Origin of the sequence: Prevotella disiens (assembly GCF_900454955.1) — a bacterium.
Lineage (GTDB): Bacteria > Bacteroidota > Bacteroidia > Bacteroidales > Bacteroidaceae > Prevotella > Prevotella disiens.
In genome coordinates this window covers 169,247-191,226 of the sequence record NZ_UGTL01000001.1, presented here as the reverse complement: position 1 = coordinate 191,226, position 21,980 = coordinate 169,247, and the positions used below count along the sequence as shown (strand labels likewise).

16 protein-coding genes are annotated in these 21,980 nt (G+C 39.6%); 10 read left to right on the top strand and 6 right to left on the bottom strand.

Going from position 1 to position 21,980, the window contains the following annotated elements:
• Positions 1 to 21: 21 nt before the first annotated feature.
• On the bottom strand, positions 22 to 675 hold the full coding sequence (locus tag DYI03_RS00750; protein WP_021669172.1) for a hypothetical protein: 654 nt from the start codon (positions 673 to 675) through the stop codon (positions 22 to 24).
• A gap of 200 nt (positions 676 to 875) precedes the next feature.
• Positions 876 to 2,096 carry a nicotinate phosphoribosyltransferase gene (pncB, locus tag DYI03_RS00745; RefSeq protein ID WP_021669170.1) on the bottom strand — a complete coding sequence of 407 codons (1,221 nt, stop codon included), beginning with the start codon at positions 2,094 to 2,096 and terminating at the stop codon, positions 876 to 878.
• A 261-nt stretch (positions 2,097 to 2,357) separates the two neighbouring features.
• On the opposite strand from pncB, the gene cysS reads away from it, so the two are divergent.
• Positions 2,358 to 3,845: a cysteine--tRNA ligase gene (gene cysS, locus DYI03_RS00740; RefSeq protein ID WP_021669169.1), complete on the top strand. Its 1,488-nt coding sequence runs from the start codon at positions 2,358 to 2,360 to the stop codon at positions 3,843 to 3,845.
• Between the two features lie 194 nt (positions 3,846 to 4,039).
• Here cysS and DYI03_RS00735 read toward each other — a convergent pair whose 3' ends face one another.
• The 3 genes from DYI03_RS00735 to upp all read right to left on the bottom strand — a co-directional run bounded on the left by DYI03_RS00735 (position 4,040) and on the right by upp (position 6,613).
• Complete coding sequence (locus DYI03_RS00735; RefSeq protein WP_004355983.1) at positions 4,040 to 4,357, bottom strand: heavy metal-binding domain-containing protein; 318 nt, start codon at positions 4,355 to 4,357, stop codon at positions 4,040 to 4,042.
• 190 nt (positions 4,358 to 4,547) lie between these two features.
• A complete protein-coding gene (locus DYI03_RS00730) occupies positions 4,548 to 5,594 on the bottom strand; it encodes a C1 family peptidase (protein WP_021669168.1) in 1,047 nt (348 codons plus the stop codon).
• 359 nt (positions 5,595 to 5,953) lie between these two features.
• Positions 5,954 to 6,613, bottom strand: coding sequence for a uracil phosphoribosyltransferase (gene upp, locus DYI03_RS00720; protein WP_025064562.1), 660 nt, complete (start codon positions 6,611 to 6,613; stop codon positions 5,954 to 5,956).
• 281 nt (positions 6,614 to 6,894) lie between these two features.
• Here upp and pckA point away from each other — a divergent pair, with 281 nt between their 5' ends.
• From pckA to DYI03_RS00675, 9 genes are all read left to right on the top strand, one after another.
• Positions 6,895 to 8,508, top strand: coding sequence for a phosphoenolpyruvate carboxykinase (ATP) (pckA, locus tag DYI03_RS00715; RefSeq protein ID WP_004355962.1), 1,614 nt, complete (start codon positions 6,895 to 6,897; stop codon positions 8,506 to 8,508).
• Positions 8,509 to 8,718: 210 nt separating this feature from the next.
• On the top strand, positions 8,719 to 10,050 hold the full coding sequence (miaB, locus tag DYI03_RS00710) for a tRNA (N6-isopentenyl adenosine(37)-C2)-methylthiotransferase MiaB (protein ID WP_004355931.1): 1,332 nt from the start codon (positions 8,719 to 8,721) through the stop codon (positions 10,048 to 10,050).
• A 297-nt stretch (positions 10,051 to 10,347) separates the two neighbouring features.
• Entirely contained in the window at positions 10,348 to 12,219 is a 1,872-nt protein-coding gene (locus tag DYI03_RS00705) for an ABC transporter ATP-binding protein (RefSeq protein WP_021669165.1), read from the top strand.
• Positions 12,220 to 12,263: 44 nt separating this feature from the next.
• Entirely contained in the window at positions 12,264 to 14,243 is a 1,980-nt protein-coding gene (locus DYI03_RS00700) for an LTA synthase family protein (RefSeq protein ID WP_021669164.1), read from the top strand.
• Between the two features lie 134 nt (positions 14,244 to 14,377).
• The gene (locus tag DYI03_RS00695; RefSeq protein ID WP_021669163.1) at positions 14,378 to 15,385 is read left to right on the top strand and encodes a lysophospholipid acyltransferase family protein; all 1,008 of its coding nucleotides are present in this window, start codon (positions 14,378 to 14,380) and stop codon (positions 15,383 to 15,385) included.
• Complete coding sequence (locus DYI03_RS00690; RefSeq protein ID WP_036870201.1) at positions 15,363 to 16,520, top strand: glycosyltransferase family 4 protein; 1,158 nt, start codon at positions 15,363 to 15,365, stop codon at positions 16,518 to 16,520. The genes DYI03_RS00695 and DYI03_RS00690 overlap by 23 nt, the downstream gene beginning before the upstream one ends.
• Before the next feature lie 3 nt (positions 16,521 to 16,523).
• Positions 16,524 to 17,249, top strand: coding sequence for a glycosyltransferase family 2 protein (locus tag DYI03_RS00685; RefSeq protein ID WP_021669161.1), 726 nt, complete (start codon positions 16,524 to 16,526; stop codon positions 17,247 to 17,249).
• Positions 17,250 to 17,275: 26 nt separating this feature from the next.
• Positions 17,276 to 18,016 carry a glycosyltransferase family 32 protein gene (locus DYI03_RS00680; RefSeq protein WP_021669160.1) on the top strand — a complete coding sequence of 247 codons (741 nt, stop codon included), beginning with the start codon at positions 17,276 to 17,278 and terminating at the stop codon, positions 18,014 to 18,016.
• A 9-nt stretch (positions 18,017 to 18,025) separates the two neighbouring features.
• The gene (locus tag DYI03_RS00675) at positions 18,026 to 19,198 is read left to right on the top strand and encodes a glycosyltransferase (RefSeq protein ID WP_004355923.1); all 1,173 of its coding nucleotides are present in this window, start codon (positions 18,026 to 18,028) and stop codon (positions 19,196 to 19,198) included.
• A gap of 243 nt (positions 19,199 to 19,441) precedes the next feature.
• Here the strand turns inward: DYI03_RS00675 and DYI03_RS00670 are convergent, their stop codons facing one another.
• On the bottom strand, positions 19,442 to 21,319 hold the full coding sequence (locus tag DYI03_RS00670; protein ID WP_115367861.1) for an IS1634 family transposase: 1,878 nt from the start codon (positions 21,317 to 21,319) through the stop codon (positions 19,442 to 19,444).
• Positions 21,320 to 21,980 lie beyond the last annotated feature (661 nt).

Genomic DNA, 21,980 nt, shown 5'->3' with positions numbered 1-21,980 from the left:
TGCAAAATTACGAAAAAACTCCTACAATCGCTTAAAATATTCTTGCAATTCTGTTGCTAATTGTGAAAGAATATTAGGGTCTTTTGTTCCATATCTATCCCATATCATTTGGCAAGGCAGCAAAATAGGCGAAATCATAAGGTCGCTATTGTTTAAATAAGGGTCGCAAAATTGGAAAATCTCTAATATTTCTACTACCCTTTTGCTTGTAATTCCCACTAAATGAGCCAATTCTTTCACTTCTGGTGTTTCCTCTACCATTGTAATGGGTGTGAGTTGGAAATATAAATCCAACACCATAATGAGGATAACATTATTTAAATCCTTCGCATCGTTGATGGGTAGAAAATCCTTTTCAAATGTTTCGTTCGTTTCCACCCCCTCGTAAAACGTTTCAGCCTGTCCAAAACCCTTCATTTCCCTTATTCTTTTGGCTTCTTTTTTGAGTTTTTTAGGGTTGTCGCCATACTTCTTCCACAACGATTCTAAGGTTGGTGTGCCACGTTCTATCAATTCTTTTAGTTTTTCAGACAATACTCTTGGCGAAATATGTAATTCCAAACTCAACTCAACCATTGAGCGTGCAAAAGTTGGTTTTAGCCCTACTGGTTTCTTAAAGTAAACTTGTAGCAGCAGTAGCCAATATTCATCGGACCATAATTGATGTATTGCCATAAGCCAAAATGATGTTATTTCGTTATGGCAAAGTTAGTTATTTTATTAAGAATAACCAAATATTTCGTATCACACTTATTGCTTTAAAATGCAAAACCGCCTATTTTGAACTCCAAAACAGGCGGTTTTATGCTCCAAAACAGGCGGTTTTATGCTCCAAAAGAGCCTATATTATTTTTCAAAGATTTCGTTTCCTCTCTCTACCCTATCATTCTCAATAGATACGCACATTTTTCTGGGTTGCCCAACGTTTTGCCTTTGTCGCACGAAAGTTTCACGCAGTCGTGCCATTCGCGTTTCTCTGTGATGCGCATCTTGGTGAGTTTGACGACAATGTTCATTGGTTTTACGTTCTCAACATCACAGGTTAAGAAAGTTCCCATACCATAACTGTCTTTCATTCTTCCGTTTACATATTGATGAATTTCTATGGCACGGTCAATATTCAGTCCATTACTGAAGACAACTTGCTTGGTAGTTGGGTCTATTCCGAGCGATTTATATTTCGCAATGATTTTTTCTAATTGCTCTTCTTCTACCCCACTGTCAATGCGCAAACCCGTAAACATCATAGCCATGCGCTTTGATAGGTTGCTGAAAAACACTTTATCGCCAAAGCAATCGTAAAGATAAATGCCGTTATCGCCATCATAAACATCACTGAATTTGCGCATAACATTGAAGTTACATTCAAATACTCCGCTCACATTTTCCTCAAATTCAATGATTTGGTGGCTCATGGTACCGATTGGAACAATATCGTTTTTCATTGCCAAATATACGTTGCTCGTTCCCGTAAAACGTCCTGTCCATGGGTGGAAACCAGTTTCATCGGTGTAACCTCCCTCCTTGTTTACTTCGTTCATGGCACGCACAACCATATTATGGTGGTCGAACGACATTCGGCGACGTGTTCCCATATCGCCAAGAAGTAAGCCCGAAGACAAAATTTTGCGTGTTTTTTCCACACAACGCTCGTATTCTCGCTTTGGGTCATAGCCTGAAATATCGCCTTGAAGCGTGTGCATTAATTCGGAAACGATACTCAAAATTGGCATTTCCCACATGATAGTAGAATACCATTTGCCACATACTTTTACGTTCAAATGACCTTCCTCGTCTTGCCAAACCGTAACTTCATGAGGATTGAAACGATAGCCACGGAGGAAAGTAAAATACCATTCGGGCAAATAATACATACGTTTCTTTAAGAAATCTATTTCCTCTTCGGTTATAATGACACTTGGCATATAACCCAACTGCTCATTTAAAAGTTCAGCAAACCCTGCGGGATAAACCGTTTTATGGCGGTCGAAGAAGGTGTATTCTACCTCTGAACGAGGGTAAGTTTGCAAAATATAATACTGACAGCTAAACGTATAAGCGTCATTATCAGTAAAATGATGAATTATTTGTCGCATAGTTTTTTCTTATTTCTTACCTTTCAAAAGGTTATTGAATAATGCAAAGAAAGCTATTACGTTGTAGGGGCGTGATTTATCACGTTCCTAATATCCTAAAAAATGCTTTTTTGCTGTTAGGAACGTGATAAATCACGCCCCTACAATCTGCTAATTGCAGCTATATCATAATGCAAAGATAATAAAACTTAGCGGATAAGTGGTCTAACTCCCATTTATTTTGTATTTTTGCACCTACATTAATAATAAAGAACTCTAAAAATGCAGAATTTAGTAATATACAACACGCTGCATAGACAGAAAGAACGCTTTCAGCCTATTGCTGCTCCCAACGTAGGAATGTACGTTTGCGGGCCAACAGTTTACGGCGACCCACACTTGGGACATGCTCGCCCATCGATTACTTTCGATATTTTGTTCCGCTATTTGCAACACATTGGCTACAAAGTACGCTATGTTCGCAACATTACAGACGTTGGTCACTTGGAACACGATGCCGATGAGGGCGACGATAAGATAGAGAAAAAGGCACGATTGGAGCAACTTGAACCAATGGAAATTGCTCAATTCTACACCAATCGCTACCACAATGCCATGCGAATGTTGAACGTTTTGCCTCCTTCAATAGAGCCTCACGCAACAGGACACATCATAGAACAAGAAGAACTTGTCAAGGAAATCATGGCAAATGGCTATGCTTACGAAAGCAACGGAAGCATTTATTTCGACGTGGCAAAGTATGATAAAGACCACAAATACGGCAGACTTTCGGGCAGAAACCTTACCGACATGATTAATAACTCGCGCGAATTGGCAGGTGTAAGCGAGAAACGCAATCAAGTAGACTTTGCACTTTGGAAGCGTGCTATGCCAGAACACATTATGCGATGGCCTTCTCCATGGAGCAATGGTTTCCCTGGCTGGCACTGCGAGTGTACTGCTATGGGTAGAAAATACCTCGGTAACCACTTCGATATTCATGGCGGCGGCATGGATTTGGTATTCCCTCACCACGAATGTGAGATTGCTCAAGCCGTAGCATCACAAGGTGATGACATGGTGAAGTATTGGATGCACAACAACATGATTACTATTAACGGACAAAAAATGGGTAAATCGTTGGGCAACTTCATTACTTTGGAACAATTCTTTACGGGCAATCACGACACATTGGAGCAGGCTTACTCGCCAATGACCATTCGTTTCTTCATTCTTTCAGCCCATTATCGTGGCACAGTAGACTTCTCTAACGAGGCGTTACAAGCTGCACAAAAGGGCTACGAGAAGCTAATGAATGCCATTGAAGACTTGAAGCGTGTGCAAACCGCAGACAAGAGCGATGAAAATACAGCTAAATTTGTAGCTGAATTGCGCCAAAAGTGTTACGATGCTATGAACGATGACTTGATGACTCCTGCTGTTATCTCGCACCTTTTCGAGGCTTGCCACACCATAAACTTGCTTATTGACCACAAAGCGCAAATAAATGAAGCCGACTTAAAGGAACTTTCAGAGACTGTAAACCTCTTTGCGTTCGATATTCTCGGTTTAATCAATGAGCGTGGAACTAACAATGATGCACGCGAAGCGGCATACGGAAAGGTGGTAGACATGGTGTTGGAACTTCGTGCAAAGGCTAAAGCCAACAAGGAATGGGCAGTTAGCGACCAAATTCGTGATGCGCTTGCCGATGCTGGTTTCCAAGTTAAGGACACCAAAGACGGTGTTACATGGAAGTTAGACAAGTAATAACAAGAAAATAGCAAATCGTTTGATTTACTCAATCTAAAAATCCACTATTCAAAGTCTGTTATAAACCTTTGAATAGTGGATTTTTAAATTTTAAATAACTTATTGTCAGCACCTTATAAAAGTGCGACAAAAAAGTGAAATTCTATTTTTCAGTCTTTATTCATTGCTAAAATGAGTGTTGATAGGTATGCTTAAATTTTCACAGCCGTACCAGAACAAGCCACCATAAGCATTGAACCACTCTGTCCGACAGTTTCATAATCAATATCAACGCCTACAATAGCGTTTGCACCAACCGCCTCTGCACGCTGCATCATCTCACGAATTGAGGTTTCTTTGCCCTCTTGTAACACTTTCTCATAAGAACTACTGCGACCGCCAACAATATCTCTGATACCTGCAAAGAAGTCCTTTACAAAGTTAGCACCGATGATAGTTTCGCCTGTTACAAGTCCTTTGTACTCTAAAATCTTGTAACCTTCAATGTTTGGAGTTGTTGTAATAATCATAATTTCTAATAATTTAATTTTTTATTTTTACTTTATTTTTGCTTTGATATAATAAGAAAATAACCATTATATAAAAATATTTTTAATTTAATTATTCTCTCATATCTACAAAATATAATCTAAATAATATTATAATTTAATTTATTTTTTAATTTAACCCGTCTATATTCTCTTTTATTCTTACTTCTTTTTACTTTTGTGGTACATATATCGCAATGGTTTTTAGGCGCACATAATTGTAGCTAAGGTACATAAAACCTCCAAAGCGATTGGTTCTGCCCCAACTATTCTTACAGCAAAAGTATTTATTACCTTGCTTATCGTGGGCTATTCCCACTATTTCCATGCAATGGTCGTCCGTGGTTTTAAACGTTTCAAAGGCTTTTTGACGCTGCTCTTGTGTGGGTTTCATGCTTTCGTTTTCTATGCGTGCAAAGCCATTTGCATAGGAAAAGCCGTCCTCCGATATATCTCCTTCCCAACAAATTGGGTGTCCTGCTCTGAGGGTACGTTCCATTTTGGTTATCATCTCCTCGATTGGCACATTTAAAAACGTGTTATGGAAATAATTATCAGGCACTTCCAAAGGAAAATATTCACCAAATGGGTGGTGTAAAAAGCTCGTTATTGCTAAATATTCATCGTTTCGGCACACACTTCGAGCAAATTCTTGTGGCGTATATACCGCTCCGTAAAGGAAAACATGGTTGGGAATGTAACCTATTTCAGCGTCTAAAAATTCATTTAAATGGTTTATTTCAGTACCAATATGGGCTGATTTCGGTGCCATAACAGCTTGATTCAACTTCCGCGATATAACGTTGTAATTTGTATTTTTGCGCTGATGATACGCATCATAGTGCTGTAAGCCGTAGGTTTGAATCAAGTCTATCAGCATTCCACTCATACCTCTTGTTGTGATTGGGGTATCATTGCCTCCTAATAGCGTTTTCCTTTTCTGCGACATGAGTTTTCTTTTGGCTTGTTCCAGAAGATACATGCGTGCCACATAGTCGGTACTAAGATTAATGGAATCGCCTTTCATCAAATGTTCTGTTTCGATTGTTGCCAGCATAGCGTATGCCCAGCAAAGCGAACTCTTCCCTTGGTTCTTTACAGGCGTGGTTTTCAAGCGCACTTCGTCTGTAAATTTCTCTTTCGAAACATACTCTTTTTTTTGCTTTGTGCAGCCTATAAAAAGTAGCAAAGCCGCTACTATGATTAAATTTCTCTTCATATCTATGCCAAATAATTCCGTTTTGCTGTATTGGGTATGCTTTTACTATGAGGAACACAAGTGCAAGATAGTGAATTGTAGACACATTGCGTCCTCTATGTTATATGAAAACTACCCCAAGCAGCTGTATTTATCATTCGTGCTATGGAATAATTTCTGACAAAGATAAACAAAAAAAAGAAACGAATAAGAAGAAAATATCTTTTATTGATATTAATATTTCAAAAAAACGAAAAGTAATTTATTGTAATCTTTTTTATGGTATGAAAAAAAGCACCATTCTGGCAATAATTTTACTTATTGTCAGGATAGCACTTTTATGCTGTATCTCTATAAAATAGAAATTTATCTACTAAAAATTATAACTTTTCGCCGTAGCAAAGGTCGCCTGCATCGCCAAATCCAGGTACAATATATTTATGTTCATTGAGTCCTTCGTCAATGGCAGCACACCATATTGTAGTTTCGCTGTCAGGGAAAGTCTTTTTTATATGTTCAATTCCTTCTGGAGAAGCAATGACACAAGCAACATGAACGTGGCGAGGTGTACCCTTAGAAAGAATAGCCTTGTAGCCTAATTCCATCGAACCACCTGTTGCGAGCATAGGGTCTGCGATAATCAAAGTTTTGCCGTCAATATTCGGAGTAGCCAAATATTCCACATGAATGCCTACTTCGTGGTGCGCATCGTCCTTGTATTCACGATATGCGCTTACAAAAGCATTGCCAGCATGGTCGAAAATATTAAGGAATCCATTATGAAAAGGAAGTCCAGCACGGAAAATAGTTGCAAGAACAACCTTATCGATAGGTACATTTACCTTTGAAATGCCCAATGGAGTTTCGATATCCTTTGTTTCATACTGAAGAGTTTTTGAAATTTCAAAGGCTTCAAACTCTCCAATTCTCATAACGTTGTTACGGAAAAGAAGGCGGTTTCTTTGGTAGTTCTTGTCACGGATTTCTGCCATGTATTGATTCACGATGGAGTTTTGTTCCGAGAAGTTTATGATTTTCATATATTTCTTTTTAATTGGATTAAACCATTTGCAGATTTTACTGCAGTCCAAAATTGTGGCAAAATTAAGAAAATAGTTTAATTTTTGCAACGTCTGAATAGCAAATATCCATGAATAATATTCTTTTTTAAATTCTTTAACCTTACATCTGCCTTATCTGCGCTTTTTTCTTATTTATCCTTTTGCTGAATATGAATATTTTCTTACCTTTGCGGTGATAAAAAAGATGATGTTTTTTACGAATAGAATTTTTAATTTTCAACATAATAACATTATAACTAATGGCAAATTTTGATAAAAGCGTACTTGAAAAGTACGGAATTACAGGAACAACAGAAGTAGTTTACAATCCTTCTTACGAAGTTTTGTTCGAAGAAGAAACAAAGGCAGGTCTCGAAGGTTTTGAAAAAGGTAAGGAAACAGAACTCGGCGCAGTAAACGTAATGACAGGTGTTTACACTGGTCGTTCACCTAAAGATAAGTTTATCGTTGACGATGTAAACTCACGCGACACCGTATGGTGGACATCTGACGAATACAAGAACGATAACAAGAAGATGACAGAAGAAGCTTGGGCTGTTGTAAACAAATTAGCTAAGAAAGAACTTTCTAACAAACGTCTTTTCGTAGTTGATGGTTTCTGCGGTGCTAACAAGGATACACGCATGAAGATTCGTTTCATCGTGGAAGTTGCATGGCAAGCTCACTTCGTAACCAATATGTTCATTCGCCCAATCAACGAAGAAGAACTCGCTCAAGAGCCAGACTTCATCGTTTACAATGCTTCTAAGGCTAAGGTAGAAAACTACAAAGAATTAGGTTTGAACTCTGAAACTTGCGTAGCTTTCAACGTTACATCTAAGGAACAAGTTATCATCAATACATGGTATGGTGGTGAAATGAAGAAGGGTATGTTCTCAATGATGAACTACTACTTGCCATTGAAGGGTATCGCTTCTATGCACTGCTCTGCAAACACTGACCTTAATGGCGAAAATACAGCTATTTTCTTCGGTCTTTCTGGTACAGGTAAGACAACTTTGTCAACCGACCCTAAGCGTCTTCTCATTGGTGACGACGAACATGGTTGGGACGATAATGGTGTGTTCAACTTCGAAGGTGGTTGCTATGCAAAAGTTATCAACCTTGACAAGGAATCAGAGCCAGACATCTATGGTGCTATCAAGCGCAACGCATTGCTCGAAAACGTTACAGTAGCTGCTGATGGTAAGATTGACTTTACAGATGGTAGCACAACTGAGAACACTCGTGTTTCTTACCCTATCTACCACATCAAAAACATCGTTAAGCCTATCTCAGCAGGTCCTGCTGCAAAGCAAGTTATCTTCTTGAGTGCTGACGCATTTGGTGTGCTTCCTCCAGTTTCTATCCTCAGCCCAGAACAAACAAAGTACTACTTCCTTTCAGGCTTTACAGCTAAGTTGGCAGGTACAGAGCGTGGTATCACAGAACCAACTCCTACTTTCTCTGCTTGCTTCGGTCAAGCTTTCTTGGAACTCCACCCAACTAAGTATGCTGAAGAATTAGTTAAGAAGATGGAAAAGAACGGTGCTAAGGCTTACTTGGTAAATACAGGTTGGAACGGTACAGGCAAGCGTATTTCTATCAAGGATACTCGTGGTATTATTGACGGAATCCTCAGTGGTGCTATCAACAACGCTCCTACAAAGACTATTCCTTTCTTCAACTTCGTAGTTCCTACAGAATTGGAAGGCGTAGATACAAACATTCTTGACCCACGCGACACATACGCTGATGCTGCTCAATGGGAAGAAAAAGCAAAAGACCTCGCTGGTCGCTTCATCAAGAACTTCGTTAAGTACACAGGTAACGAAGCTGGTAAGGCACTCGTTGAAGCTGGTCCAAAGCTCTAAGAAATTGTAATATACACAATATATTATGCTAATTTAGCCCCCTTCATTTTTCGAAGGGGGCTTTTTGTATTTCAAAACAATAGGTTTTAAAACTCAAAACAATAGGTTTTTATGTGCTAAATAGGCTGTTTTAAAATAGTATGGTGTAAACCTTTGTTATTCTGCCAACAAATGCGTAACTTTGCAAGCTGATAAAAGAAAGTTTATTCGATGAAAAAACTCTATATAGAGACTTACGGCTGCCAAATGAACGTAGCCGACTCGGAAGTGGTTGCTTCCGTTATGAAGATGGCAGGATACGATGTGTGCGAAAAAGAAGAAGAGGCTGACGCTATTTTCCTCAATACTTGTTCCATACGAGAGAATGCTGAAAACAAAATTTACAACCGATTGGAAACCCTTTATGCCGAAAAGCGAAAGGGTAGGGAGGTTATTTTGGGTGTCTTAGGGTGCATGGCTGAGCGTGTACGCAAGGATTTAATAGAAAATCATTATGCTAATCTTGTTTGCGGTCCCGATTCTTATTTGAATTTACCAGAGATGATAGCGCGATGCGAGAATGGACATAACGCCATGGATGTAGACCTTTCCACGACAGAAACCTATCGAGACATTGTGCCACAACGCATTGGTGGTAATCGTGTTTCGGGCTTTGTGAGCATTATGCGTGGCTGCAACAACTTCTGCCACTATTGTATTGTGCCGTTTACTCGTGGTAGAGAGCGTTCGAGAGATGTGGAAAGCATATTAAGAGAGGTAAAAGATTTGCACGATAGAGGCTTTAAGGAAGTTACTTTGTTGGGGCAAAATGTCAATTCTTACGGACTTTTACCGAACGGAAAACGCCCCGAAAATGGTACATCGTTTGCCGAACTCTTACGAAAAGTGGCACAAAGTGTTCCCGATATGCGTGTGCGCTTCTCTACTTCCAATCCAGAAGATATGACAGAGGATATTCTCCACGCCGTAGCCGAAGAGCCCAATCTTTGCAATCATATTCATTTCCCAGCACAAAGTGGTAGCAATAAGGTGTTGAAGGATATGAATCGCAAATATACCCGTGAGGATTATTTAGAAAAAGTAGCAGCCATTCGTCGCATTATTCCAAACTGCGGATTGACCACCGACATCTTTGTGGGCTATCATGACGAAACTTTGGAAGACCAAGAGCTAACGCTTTCGTTGGTACGTGAGTGCCAATTCGATTCTGCTTTCATGTTCAAATATTCTGAACGTCCTGGAACTTACGCAGCAAAGCATTTGCCTGACAACGTTTCAGAGGAAGAAAAAGTGCGTCGTTTGAACGAACTCATCAAACTTCAAACCGAGATTTCGGCTCAACAGAACAAGAAAGACGAAGGCAAAGAGTTTGATATTCTCATCGAACGCTTTAGCAAACGCAGCCGTGAGCAACTCATGGGTCGCACCGAACAAAACAAAGCCGTTGTCATTCCACGTGGCAACCATCACATTGGCGAAACTGTTCGTGTCCGTATTACAAGTTCAAGTTCGGCAACCTTGATAGGCGAAGCGGTGGAATAAAGACATTACAAAGAAGATAATATTAAAGAATCGGCTCAAAAATGGTAAAAAAATAGAGTTTTACGGCTCAAAATGAGCCATAAATCCTCTGTTAAACCCAATTTTTGAGCCGATTATTTAAAATATATTCTTTTCTTCGGTTTTCAAATATTGTTTCTTTTTACTCATTCACATCAGGTTATACAACTGCATTTTTAGGTAATTTTTCCCTTCATCACACATCTCTATGTGCAAGAGCGGTCAAAAAGCGAATTTTTTATTTGCAAATTTACGTCTAAACATTTACCTTTGTAAGCTATGAAAGATTTCATACAAGTATTAAAAAGATTTGTTCCACCTTATAAGAAATATCTTATCATGGCTGTGGTGTTCAACATTCTTTCGGCATTGTTGAATATTTTCTCATTCATGACACTCATTCCTTTGCTGCAAATTCTCTTTAAAGTAGATGCAGGAACAGGTGCAACGCATTATATTCCGTGGAATCAAGCTGAAAATTTGGGTCAGTATAAAGATATTTTATCGAACAATGCCGACTATTATGTGCAGATGTTCGTAACCGATTGGGGACCTACGAATACGCTTTTAATTATAGGAATAGTCTTGGGATTCATGACTTTCTTGAAAACGGGAGCTTATTTCTTGTCTTCAGCAGCCATTATTCCAGTGCGTACGGGTGTAGTTCGCGATATTCGCAATGCGTTGTATCAGAAAATAACACAGCTATCGTTGGGATTTTTCAGCGAAGAACGCAAGGGAGATATTATTGCTCGCATGAGTGGCGATGTACAAGAAATAGACAATTCGGTAATGGCATCGTTGGATATGCTCTTTAAAAATCCTATTCTTATCCTTTTTTATTTTGCTACTTTGCTGGTTGTGTCTTGGCAATTAACCCTTTTCACCCTCATTTTCGTACCATTCTTTGGTTGGTTTATGGGGAAAGTAGGGCGCAAACTCAAACAAAATAGTGTTACCGCACAAGCACTTTGGAGCGATACCATGAGCCAAGTGGAAGAAACTTTAGGCGGATTGCGTATTATTAAAGCCTTTTGTGCAGAACGATTGATGAATGACCGCTTCGATAAAGTGAACAATAACTATCGCAACGACATCATGAAAGTGAACATTCGCCAGCAGTTAGCACACCCAATGAGCGAATTTTTGGGAACGCTGATGATAATTGTTGTTCTTTGGTTTGGCGGTACATTGGTCTTAGGACAATATCCTGTCATTAGTGGACCTACCTTTATTTACTACCTCGTCATACTTTATAGCATTCTTAATCCCCTCAAAGAATTTTCAAAAGCAGGTTACAATATCCCGAAAGGTATGGCTTCTATGGAGCGTGTTGATAAGATATTAATGGCTGAAATAGAAATAAAAGACCCAAAGAACCCGAAAGAACTTGATAGTTTCGACCATGAAATAGAGTTACGAAACGTTAGTTTTGCTTATACAAGTGATAAGTTGGAAGACGGAACAGAGCAGTATCATTGGGTGCTACGCAATATTAATTTGGTCATTCCAAAGGGAAAAACCATCGCATTGGTAGGACAAAGTGGAAGCGGAAAATCTACTTTGCTCGACCTTATTGCTCGCTATTATGATGTGCAAGAGGGAGAAGTATTGATAGACGGAGTGAATGTGAAAGACCTAAATTTGCACAATTTGCGCAAATTTATAGGAAATGTAAACCAAGAAGCCATTCTCTTTAACGATACTTTCTTTAATAATATCTCGTTTGGTGTCAATGCTACAAAGGAAAATGTTGTAGAAGCAGCCAAAATAGCCAATGCTCACGACTTCATAACGCAAACTGAAAATGGTTATGACACCAATATTGGCGACCGTGGCGGTAGACTTTCAGGCGGACAACGCCAGCGTGTTAGCATTGCTCGTGCCATATTAAAAAATCCACCAATCCTTATTCTTGATGAAGCAACATCGGCTCTTGATACCGAAAGCGAACGTTTGGTGCAAGATGCGCTCTATAAATTAATGAAGACACGCACCACTATCGCCGTGGCACACCGCCTTTCTACCATTAAAAACTCAGATGAAATTTGTGTAATGCACGAAGGAAAAATCGTAGAAAGAGGCACTCACGACGAACTAATGCATCTTGATGGCTATTATAAGAAGCTGCATGATATGCAAGAAATTTAATGGATTAGCTTGAAAGGTTGATAGCTTGAGAAAAAAACAAATGAATGGGAAAGTCAAACTATAACGGAATTACTTTGAAATCGTTGCAGCCAATGTTTGCTTTGGTTGTAAATCTTGTGTTGGCCTATTTGGTTTACTTCGTGGCGAGGATAGCTTTTTTGTTTGAAAACTATTCTTTTTTCAAGGCGGGGTTAGATATTTCGCATTTGTGGCAATTGTTTCGTGGCGGATTAATGTTCGATACCAGTGCGATAGTCTATTCTAATGCGCTTTATATTTTATTGATTCTTTTCCCGATTTGGGTGAAAGAAACTGATATTTATCATCGTATTTGTCGTTGGTTGTTTGTGATTATCAATAGCGTTGGACTGTTTATCAATCTTTGCGATGCGGTTTATTTTCCTTTTACCTTGCGTAGAACAACGACAAGTGTGTTTAAAGAGTTTAGCAATGAGCATAATTTAGGAAACATTTTAGGTACTGAAATTATTCATCATTGGTATTTTGTGCTGCTTTTTATTATTGTTTCTTGGGGTTTGTACCAACTTTATAGAACGCCAAAGCTGAGTCATTTTGATTTTAAAACCATAAAACAACGTTGGCATTTCTTTGCCATTAACTTTGTGGCACTATCGCTTGTAGTTGTTTTTTGCGTAGGAGGAGCGCGCGGTGGATTACAATCGGGTGTGCGACCCATTACGATTAGCAATGCCAATGAATTTGTAAAACGCCCTATTGAGTGTGCTTTGGTCTTGAATACGCCCTTTGCTTTAATCCGAACCATTGGCAAAAGTATTTTTAAAGTGCCTGAAACTTTCGCTTCTTTAAAGGAATCTTCTAAGTTTTTCAATCCCGTTCATCTTCCCAATCCAGAGGCAAAAGCCAATAAAAAGAACGTTGTTATCTTGATAGTTGAGAGCTTCGGACGTGAATATATCGGAGCTTTCAATAAGCATTTAGAGGGTGGTCGCTACCAAGGTTATACGCCAAATGTGGACAAACTCATTGCTAAGAGCGTTGTTTTTGATTATTCTTTTGCCAATGGGCATAAGAGTATCGATGGAATGCCTTCGTCTTTGTGTGGCATTCCTATGTTTATAGAGCCTTTTATCCTTACTCCTGCGTCCATGAACGATTACATTGGCATTCCTGGTTATCTCTCTAAATGGGGCTATCAGACGGCTTTTTTCCATGGGGCTAATCGTGGTTCAATGGGTTTTCTTGCCTTTGCCAATAAAATAGGTTTCCAAAAATATTATGGACGACAGGATTATGCTGCCGATAAACGTTTTGGTGGTGATGCCGATTTTGACGGAAATTGGGGCATTTGGGACGAACCTTTCTTGCAATACTACTGCGCAAAGATGTCGGAAATGAAGCAACCTTTTATGACAGCCCTATTCACGGTGTCGAGTCATCACCCTTTTGTTGTGCCTGATAAGTATAAAAAACGCTTTAAAGAAGAGCAATTGCCTATTCATAAGTGTATTCGTTACACCGATATGGCGATTGGAAAATTCTTTGCTTCGGCAGCAAAACAGCCTTGGTTTAAGAACACTATCTTTATTTTAGTAAGCGACCACACCAATCAAAGCAATCATCAACAATACAAAACTGATATTGGCGAGTTTAGCGCACCTTTCATTCTTTACGACCCATCGGGCGAAATAAAACCTGGAAGACGGGAAGGAATAGCTCAACAGATAGACATTTTGCCAACCATTTTCGGTATTTTGGGCTACAATAAGCCTTATTTCTCGTTTGGTTGCGATGTTTTAAACACACCCGCAAAGGATACTTACGCTTTGAACTATATCAATGGCGTTTATCAATATACAAAGAATGGCTACACAATGCAGTTCGACGGCGAAAAAACAACGGGTATGTACAGCTTGAACGACCTATTCATGCAGTATAATCTTGTAGGAAAAGTGCCAGAACAAGCCCGAATGGAACAAGAATTGAAGGCAATTATTTACCAATATATGTACCGAATGGTCAATAACAAATTACAATCGAATTAATAAGTATTTAAGTTTCGCTCAGTTTTCATAGGAGAAACTGTGAGTTTCCATAGGAGAAACTGGAAGTTTTGTGTAGAGAAACTCAACGGAAACGATATACTTTGTGCGAGAAAGTAATTATAAAGCGAAGAAAAATGAAAGAACTAACAAATAAAATCCTATATGGTTTGGTTTACGGCGTGTGGTATGCGCTGTCGTTATTGCCTTTCCGTATCCTCTTTTTATTCTCCGATTTCCTTTATTTCCTTATTGCTCATGTCGTGAAATATCGCCATAGAGTAATTTGGAAGAACCTAAAAGAAAGCTTTCCAGAGAAGACCGATGCCGAAATCAGCCGTATTGAAAAAGATTTCTACCATTGGTTTTGCGACTATCTTGTGGAAACCATCAAACTCATGAGCCTATCGCCTGCTGCTTTGCGCAAGCACATGCAGTTCACAGGTATGGATAAATTTAATGAAATCTTAAACAATGGCGGTTCGTGTGCCATTTATTTGGGGCATTATTGCAATTGGGAATGGATTTCTTCCATACCACTTTGGGTCCCCGAGCATGTGCAATGTTGCGAACTTTACCACCCTTTGGAGAACAAACCCATGGACCTTTTGTTTAAAAAGGTGCGTGAACGCCACAATGCACTCTGCATTCCGATGCAAGAATCATTGCGCAAAATTCTCGAGTTTAAGCGTAAAAGTTCTTCGCTTGTGGTAGGTTATATTGCCGACCAGGCACCTACTTGGAACAATATTCACCATTGGATTGACTTTCTTCACCACGATACACCCGTACTGACAGGTACTGAACGCATCGTAAAACATACCAATCAAGCGTGTTTCTATGGCGACATTACCCGAACCAAGCGAGGATATTATGTTTGCGAACTCAAGCCAATCGAACTAAATCCTAAGTCGAAAGCCGATTTTGAGATTACCGATATGTATTTCCAAATGCTCGAAGCAACCATCAACCGCGCTCCTGCTTATTGGCTTTGGAGTCATAATCGTTGGAAAAGAACCCACGAAGAATTTAATTTGCGCTACGATGAGACAACAGGAAAAGTTGATTTTGGCGATTTAGAAGAGATTAAAAAGCGCAAAGCAGCACAAGCAAAACAAGAAAATGAGCATGGGGAAATACAATAACATATCCATTGGCTACGATGCAAAACGCATTGTGCGCAACAATACTGGTTTGGGAAACTACGGAAGGACGCTCATCAATGCGCTCGCCGAAGTGAGTCCCGAACTGCAATTGCGGCTCTATGCTCCCGACGAGGGCAATGAACGATTGAGAAACGAGGTAATAAAAGCCAATAACATTAGCTTTGTTTACCCTAAAAACCTCCGTTTTCGCTTTCAAAAAGACCTGTGGCGACAAGCTGGAATAGTAAACCAATTGCAGCAAGACAGGGTTCAACTTTACCACGGACTATCGGGCGAACTGCCCAAAGGCATTGCGGCATCGGGCATTAAGAGCATTGTAACCATTCACGACCTTATCTTTTTGCGCCACCCCGAATATTATACGTTCATCGATGCCTTCCTTTATAAGCGCAAATTCCTCCATACTTGCCAAGAAGCCGATCGCATTGTCGCTATCAGCCAATGTACTAAACGTGATATTTTGCACTATTCCGATTTCCCAGAAGAGCGGATTGATGTTGTTTACCAAAGTTGTGGCACACGTTTTCGTGATGTTGTGAGCAACGATTTCAAGGCAGAAATAGCACGAAAGTATCAACTTCCCAAACGTTTCCTACTCTTTGTCGGTTCAATCGAAGAGCGTAAAAACTTGCTTTTGGCGGTGAAAGCCTTGTTGAAGCTACCCCAAGATATTTCGATTGTTGCCGTTGGGCGCAAAACAAAATACACTCAAAAGGTTGAAAAGTTTGCTCAATCGCACGGCATTATCCCTCGTTTACACTTCCTTCATGGCATATCAAACGCCGAACTTCCCGCTATTTACCAGCAAGCCGAATGCTTTGTTTATCCTTCTCGCTACGAAGGCTTTGGAATACCTATCATTGAAGCCATTCAAAGCGGTTTGCCCGTTGTCGGTTGCACAGGTTCTTGTTTGGAAGAATCAGGCGGAAGTGCCAATTTATATGTAGACCCAGACAATGAAACCGACTTTGCCGCAGCGGTTTCAGCCCTCCTTGTGGGCAACGATGATAGGCAACGGCGCATAGAAGAAAGCCAAAACTACATCAAACGCTTTGAAAATGGCGATGTGGCACAAGCTATGCTCACCGAATACGATAAACTTTTAAACCTCTAAACCATGCTGCAAATCGATAAAAACTATCCAAAAGTTACCGTTGTTACCGTTTGTTTCAACGTGAAAGAAGCCCTTTTACTGACGGCGAATAACGTTTTTCAGCAGGATTACCCCAGCTTAGAATACGTCATTGTAGACGGAGCATCGACCGATGGCACTGTTGAAGCCTTGCAAAACATGGGCGAGAAACTCAACAAATGGGTGTCTGAACCCGATAAAGGCATCTATGACGCCATGAATAAAGCCGTTAATTTGTCCTCTGGCGAGTGGATAATCTTCCTCAATGCAGGCGACACTTTTGACGAAAACAATGTTCTAAAACGTGTGTTTTCCCAACCTCACAAAGCCGATATAATTTATGGCGATGTGGTAAAGGGCAATATTATAAAGCAAGCCGAACCGCCCCACAACGCTCATCGTATGTATTTTTGCCACCAAAGTTGCCTCACTCGTAAGGCTTGTTTGCAGGAATTTCCTTTCGATATAAACCATAAGATGTCAGCAGACTTTAAGTTTTTCAAACAAATGTGGAAGGCTCGCAAACAGTTCTTGCAACTTCCATTCGCTATTGCCAACTTCGATACCACAGGAGTGTCTAATACAAGTCGTTCAAAAGGATTGATGGACAATATAAAAGTGATAAAAGAAACCGATAATTTCACGGATAAACTTCGCTTTTTGCCTCGTCTTTACCTTGTTTATAGTATTTGCAAATTAAGAAATAAATAAAACCAAGATAAAACCAAGATAAAATAATGATACCAAAAGTAATACATTATGTGTGGTTGAGCAACGACCCATTCCCTTCGAAAATTAAAAAGTGTATGGAAACGTGGCAAACCATGATGCCTGATTACGAAATAAAGCGTTGGAGTACCGAAAATTTTGATATTTCTGCGGCTCCAAACTATGTGAAAGAAGCTTTCAAACAGCGCAAATGGGCGTTTGTAGCCGATTATATTCGCATGTATGCACTCTATCATGAAGGAGGAATTTACCTTGATTCCGATGTAAAAATACTAAAACCATTCGATGAATTCCTACATTACAATTTCTTTTCATCATTAGAATATCACCCTTTACAAATCGAAATGACAGGCGCAAGGGAAATGATTGATGCCGAAGGCAATAGAATAAAAGACGGATATGTGTCGGGCATTCAGCTTCAAGCAGCTGTAATGGGGGCAGAACCAGATTGCCAATTTGTAAAAGATGTATTAGACGACTATCAAACTCGAACTTTTGAAATGCCAAGTGGTCCAAAAGGAAGTGGAATTATCGCCCCTTTCCTTTATGCAAGGGCAATGGAAAAATATGGATTTAAGTACAAAGACGAAGACCAACTCTTGCAAGACAACATGAAAATATATCGCTCTGAAATCTTTGCAGGCAACAAACACGAAGTCACAAAGAATAGTTTTGCTATTCATTATTGCGCCCATAGTTGGACACCAACGTGGAAAGAGAAGTTAATGAGGAAATTTGGAATAAAATAAATAATTAGAATGAAAGTTGTACATGTCAGTGTAGCAGATACAGGAGGTGCTGGACTTTGTGCTTACAGAATATGCAAAGCACAAAGAGAGATAGGGATTGATGCTCAACTTGTAGTACTTTATAACAAACAAAAAGAAAGTTTTGTACACAAAACAGGGGGCGTAACCTACTTTTTACACAGCTCTTTGCGCAAAATAAAAAAACTTTTTCATATTGCCGATGAGGTAAATATGTGCAGAGCTTTAGGTAAACAAAACGGTGCTACCTATACTTTACCACTTTCTCCAATTGATATAACGAAGTTAGACGTGGTAAAAAATGCCGATATTGTACATTTACATTGGATAGGCGGCTTCTTAGATTATCCTTCTTTCTTTGCTAAAATGAGCAATAAGACGATTGTTTGTACGCTTCACGACCAAAGTATTTTGTACGGAATAGCAAGCATTGAACAGCAATATTTGCCCAATAACGAACTTGAAAAGAAATACTATAAGCTCAAATATGAAGAAATGAGTAAAGTAGAACATTTCGGTGCAGTTTTTCTTTCGAAGATGAGTTTTGAAAGTTATAGCGTTCATGAAATGTTAAACCACGCAAAGAAAACCATTATCTATAATATGGTCGATGGTCGTCTTTTCAAACCCTTTCCTAAAGAACAACTTCGCCAACAATTATCGCTTCCCAATACAAAACTTTTCTCCTTTTGTGCTTACGATATTAACGATGCCCGCAAAGGTTTAGCAGTGCTTTCAGAAGCACTTATGCGCATCGATTCGTCTTATAGAATATTGGCAATTGGGAAAAATAGAAAGGGAAGTAAATGGGCAAATGTCATAGAAATGGGCTTTTTCGCTGATGCAACAAAAATATCAGCCATACATTCTGTTGCCGATTTCTGTTGTATGCCAAGTTATAAAGAACATTTTGCCCAAGCTCCTTTAGAGGCAATGGCATGCGGAACACCTGTTATCGCCTTTCCATGCAGTGGAACGGAAGAACTTATTACACCCCAAAACGGCATTCGTTGCACCGATTTCACCCTCGAAGCCTTAGAAGAAGGCATCAGAAAAGCCTTACAAACAGAATATAATAGCGATGAAATTCGCCAAGATATGCTCAATCGTTATGCCCCTGAAAAGATAGCAAAAGACTATTTAGCATTTTACGAAACCTTGTAAAATAGCCGAAAAACAGCAGGAATTTTGACCAATCTGTATCTTTTTGAAAATCAACCTATTATATATGCGTTTTTAAAACCTATTGTTTTGCGTTTCAAAACAATAGGTTTTGAACCTCAAAAGAGCCTATTTTGCGATGCGAAATAGGCTCTTTTTAAAATGCTACTAATAATCATTGTTCTAACCCAAGTTTAACACCTATCATCGTAGAATCTTGCTATTATTATACTTTTTCAGTTTTGGCTATGGACTCTGTGTCCTACAAATTTTTATTTTTCTGAATGGTGCATATTTCAGTTTTAATTTATCATATATAGCAGTTGCCTGCTTTGAGGGATTGCTGCATTGTCGCATCTGTACGATGTCTCCTAACGGGTTCCTACCTTCCGTGGTTACAAGTTTCTGGGTGCTCATCCTCCGCACGATTTCGGTCCAATAGCAGGATTCGCCTTCTCGCTTCAACTGGCAGCGGATGGTATTTACCACCCAGTAGGCAAGCAGACCGAAGAAAAGATGCGCATCGCTCCGGTCATCGGTCTGATGGTATATAGGACGGAGGTTCAGGTCGGTCTTCAACTGCCTGTTGGTACATTCGATTTCCCGTATGAGGTTGTAATAGTCCCATGTGGTACGCTCATCGAGTGTTTCTACATTGGTCCGTAGGAAGTATACGCCGTGTCCGGACTCGATGGCTGAGAGGTCTTTGAGCTTCCAGTCTACACGTAGCATTTCCTTTGGTTTTTCTTCGTTTCTAATGTAGTCTATCGCATAGTATCTTGCGATAGAAGGATATTTCTGTATGGCTCGTCCCGTACGCTCTACAACCTTCTCGTAGAGTTTCGTTCCACCTTTCTTTGCAATACCATCATTTATCTTCTTCAGCTCTGTCTCAAACCTTTCACGCCAAAGTTTGTTCATTGACGATTCGGTCATAGCCTTAGATGGAGAGGTTATCTCAAGATAGTAGTCCTCACCTTCGGTGTGTACCTTGTTGAGCGTTATTGTTTGCTTTCGGGCGTCTTTTACCATCACGCTCTTATGGTCCTCACTGAGCGTGTAATCTTTCAGCTTGGTGCGAGATACGCAGAGATAGTTGTAACCCTTTGCCTTAATAAGATTTAGATTCTCTCCGGTTGCAATACCTGCATCCATCACAATAAGCGATTTTTCTTTTTGTACAGGATTCTTGTCTGCCAGCGTATCTATCATATCAGGCAGTGATTTAGGGTCAGCCGTATTACCTTCCAGGATAGAAGAATAGCGTATGAAGCCCTCCTTATTGATACACAGGGCCAGGACGAGAAGTTTACAATCTGATCGCTTCTCTTTTGACCTACCAAACTGTGCCTTCTTGCTTTCACGCTTACTACCCTCAAAGTAGAAATTTGTCAAGTCAAAGAGCATCAGCTTGTTATCTATATTAAAAAGGTTATCTGTTACATTGCACAAGTGACATTCTATCTTCTCTTTGAGTTCATAGAGTTTGTCCGTTACCTTGTACAGGGCATTGATACCCGGAGTCCAGTCTTGCGAACCAGTGTAAAGTTCGGCGGCAGCCGAATTATCCCTGAGATAATAATACGAGGAACGTTCAGACACGGCATACACAGTCCGGATGATGAGCGCAGAGAGTGCGGTGTGGATAGAATGGTTGCTCCATCCTTGGTCACGCAGGAACTCTTCCAGTCCCAGCTTATCAATGGTCTGCTTACAGAGCCATTCTGCACCAACATTCCTTGCGTCAGTATGTTCTGCCGTAGCAAGATCGATATAACGTTCAGACTCCTTTCTTGCTTTCTGTTCCTTCTTATCGAATCTATCAATTCCACCTTCCTCTTTCATCCGCTGCCACCACTCATCCGCCTTAGCCTGTTCCAGTTCAGTAAGTCCCTCCAAATGCTTGCCAAATAAAGAATTAGTTCCTCTGTTCTTAAAACGCTCTGTAAGTGCAAAAGCAATCCTTCTCACCTGCAAAGCTGTGAGAGAAGGGTCAAAACCAATATTGAGCAAGATGAGCGAATGTACGTGTCCAGCCACGTCACGATATGACTCTTTTAGTCTATAATAAAGAGTCTTTTCACCAGTTGCCGGATTAAAACGTGTCTGTACATTTGCGTGCATAGGTGCAAAGTAACAAAAAAAAATTGATATGCTGGTGTCCTACAAATCAGATTTAGTCCGTATTCAGAAAACGCTACGGCTGATTATTAAGTACTTAGCAAACCTGAAACCCTCAAAACACACTGAAAATTTATGAAAAATAATTATGCCCGTTAAACTTGGGCTAAAATCCATAAAAATCGTGTCCCTTATAGGTGGATATTCAAAATTCTATATGCGTAAGTTCAATATAGAACTGCAATAATATATGGTTTTATTGGGCTTTTATTTTAGAATCAATTGTTTTAGAAGCTGAGTAAGAAACTTGAATATTCTACTTTATATCCTATCATTATTTGTAGGCTGGTTCTATAAATTACCACCGCATATAGTCATTAATTTTTTATGAAATACGTTTTGTTATCTTTTGGCTTCTTTTTGGTTCAAAATGTAAGTTCGTTCAGTCGTGTAGCTCGCTACACTCCTTCACTCTCTTGCATTTTGACCTCAAAAATAAGCTCAAAATCTAACAAAGCTAATTTATAGAACCAGCCTGTAATGTCCGTTCTATTCAGCAAAATTCAATGTCTACGAACAAGGGCGTAAGCCGTAGGGGCGTGATTTATCACGTTCCTAACACTATAAATATTGTTGATAGGAACGTGATGATGAGTTGATGAGT

Coding starts and splice junctions, on each gene's coding strand:
- DYI03_RS00680 (WP_021669160.1), top strand. CDS start 17,276: ATGATACCAAAAGTAATACATTATGTGTGGTTGAGCAACGACCCATTC.
- DYI03_RS00670 (WP_115367861.1), bottom strand. CDS start 21,319: ATGCACGCAAATGTACAGACACGTTTTAATCCGGCAACTGGTGAAAAG.
- DYI03_RS00735 (WP_004355983.1), bottom strand. CDS start 4,357: ATGATTATTACAACAACTCCAAACATTGAAGGTTACAAGATTTTAGAG.
- pncB (WP_021669170.1), bottom strand. CDS start 2,096: ATGCGACAAATAATTCATCATTTTACTGATAATGACGCTTATACGTTT.
- DYI03_RS00705 (WP_021669165.1), top strand. CDS start 10,348: ATGAAAGATTTCATACAAGTATTAAAAAGATTTGTTCCACCTTATAAG.
- DYI03_RS00690 (WP_036870201.1), top strand. CDS start 15,363: ATGAGCATGGGGAAATACAATAACATATCCATTGGCTACGATGCAAAA.
- DYI03_RS00695 (WP_021669163.1), top strand. CDS start 14,378: ATGAAAGAACTAACAAATAAAATCCTATATGGTTTGGTTTACGGCGTG.
- DYI03_RS00700 (WP_021669164.1), top strand. CDS start 12,264: ATGGGAAAGTCAAACTATAACGGAATTACTTTGAAATCGTTGCAGCCA.
- DYI03_RS00685 (WP_021669161.1), top strand. CDS start 16,524: ATGCTGCAAATCGATAAAAACTATCCAAAAGTTACCGTTGTTACCGTT.
- DYI03_RS00730 (WP_021669168.1), bottom strand. CDS start 5,594: ATGAAGAGAAATTTAATCATAGTAGCGGCTTTGCTACTTTTTATAGGC.
- DYI03_RS00675 (WP_004355923.1), top strand. CDS start 18,026: ATGAAAGTTGTACATGTCAGTGTAGCAGATACAGGAGGTGCTGGACTT.
- DYI03_RS00750 (WP_021669172.1), bottom strand. CDS start 675: ATGGCAATACATCAATTATGGTCCGATGAATATTGGCTACTGCTGCTA.
- cysS (WP_021669169.1), top strand. CDS start 2,358: ATGCAGAATTTAGTAATATACAACACGCTGCATAGACAGAAAGAACGC.
- pckA (WP_004355962.1), top strand. CDS start 6,895: ATGGCAAATTTTGATAAAAGCGTACTTGAAAAGTACGGAATTACAGGA.
- miaB (WP_004355931.1), top strand. CDS start 8,719: ATGAAAAAACTCTATATAGAGACTTACGGCTGCCAAATGAACGTAGCC.
- upp (WP_025064562.1), bottom strand. CDS start 6,613: ATGAAAATCATAAACTTCTCGGAACAAAACTCCATCGTGAATCAATAC.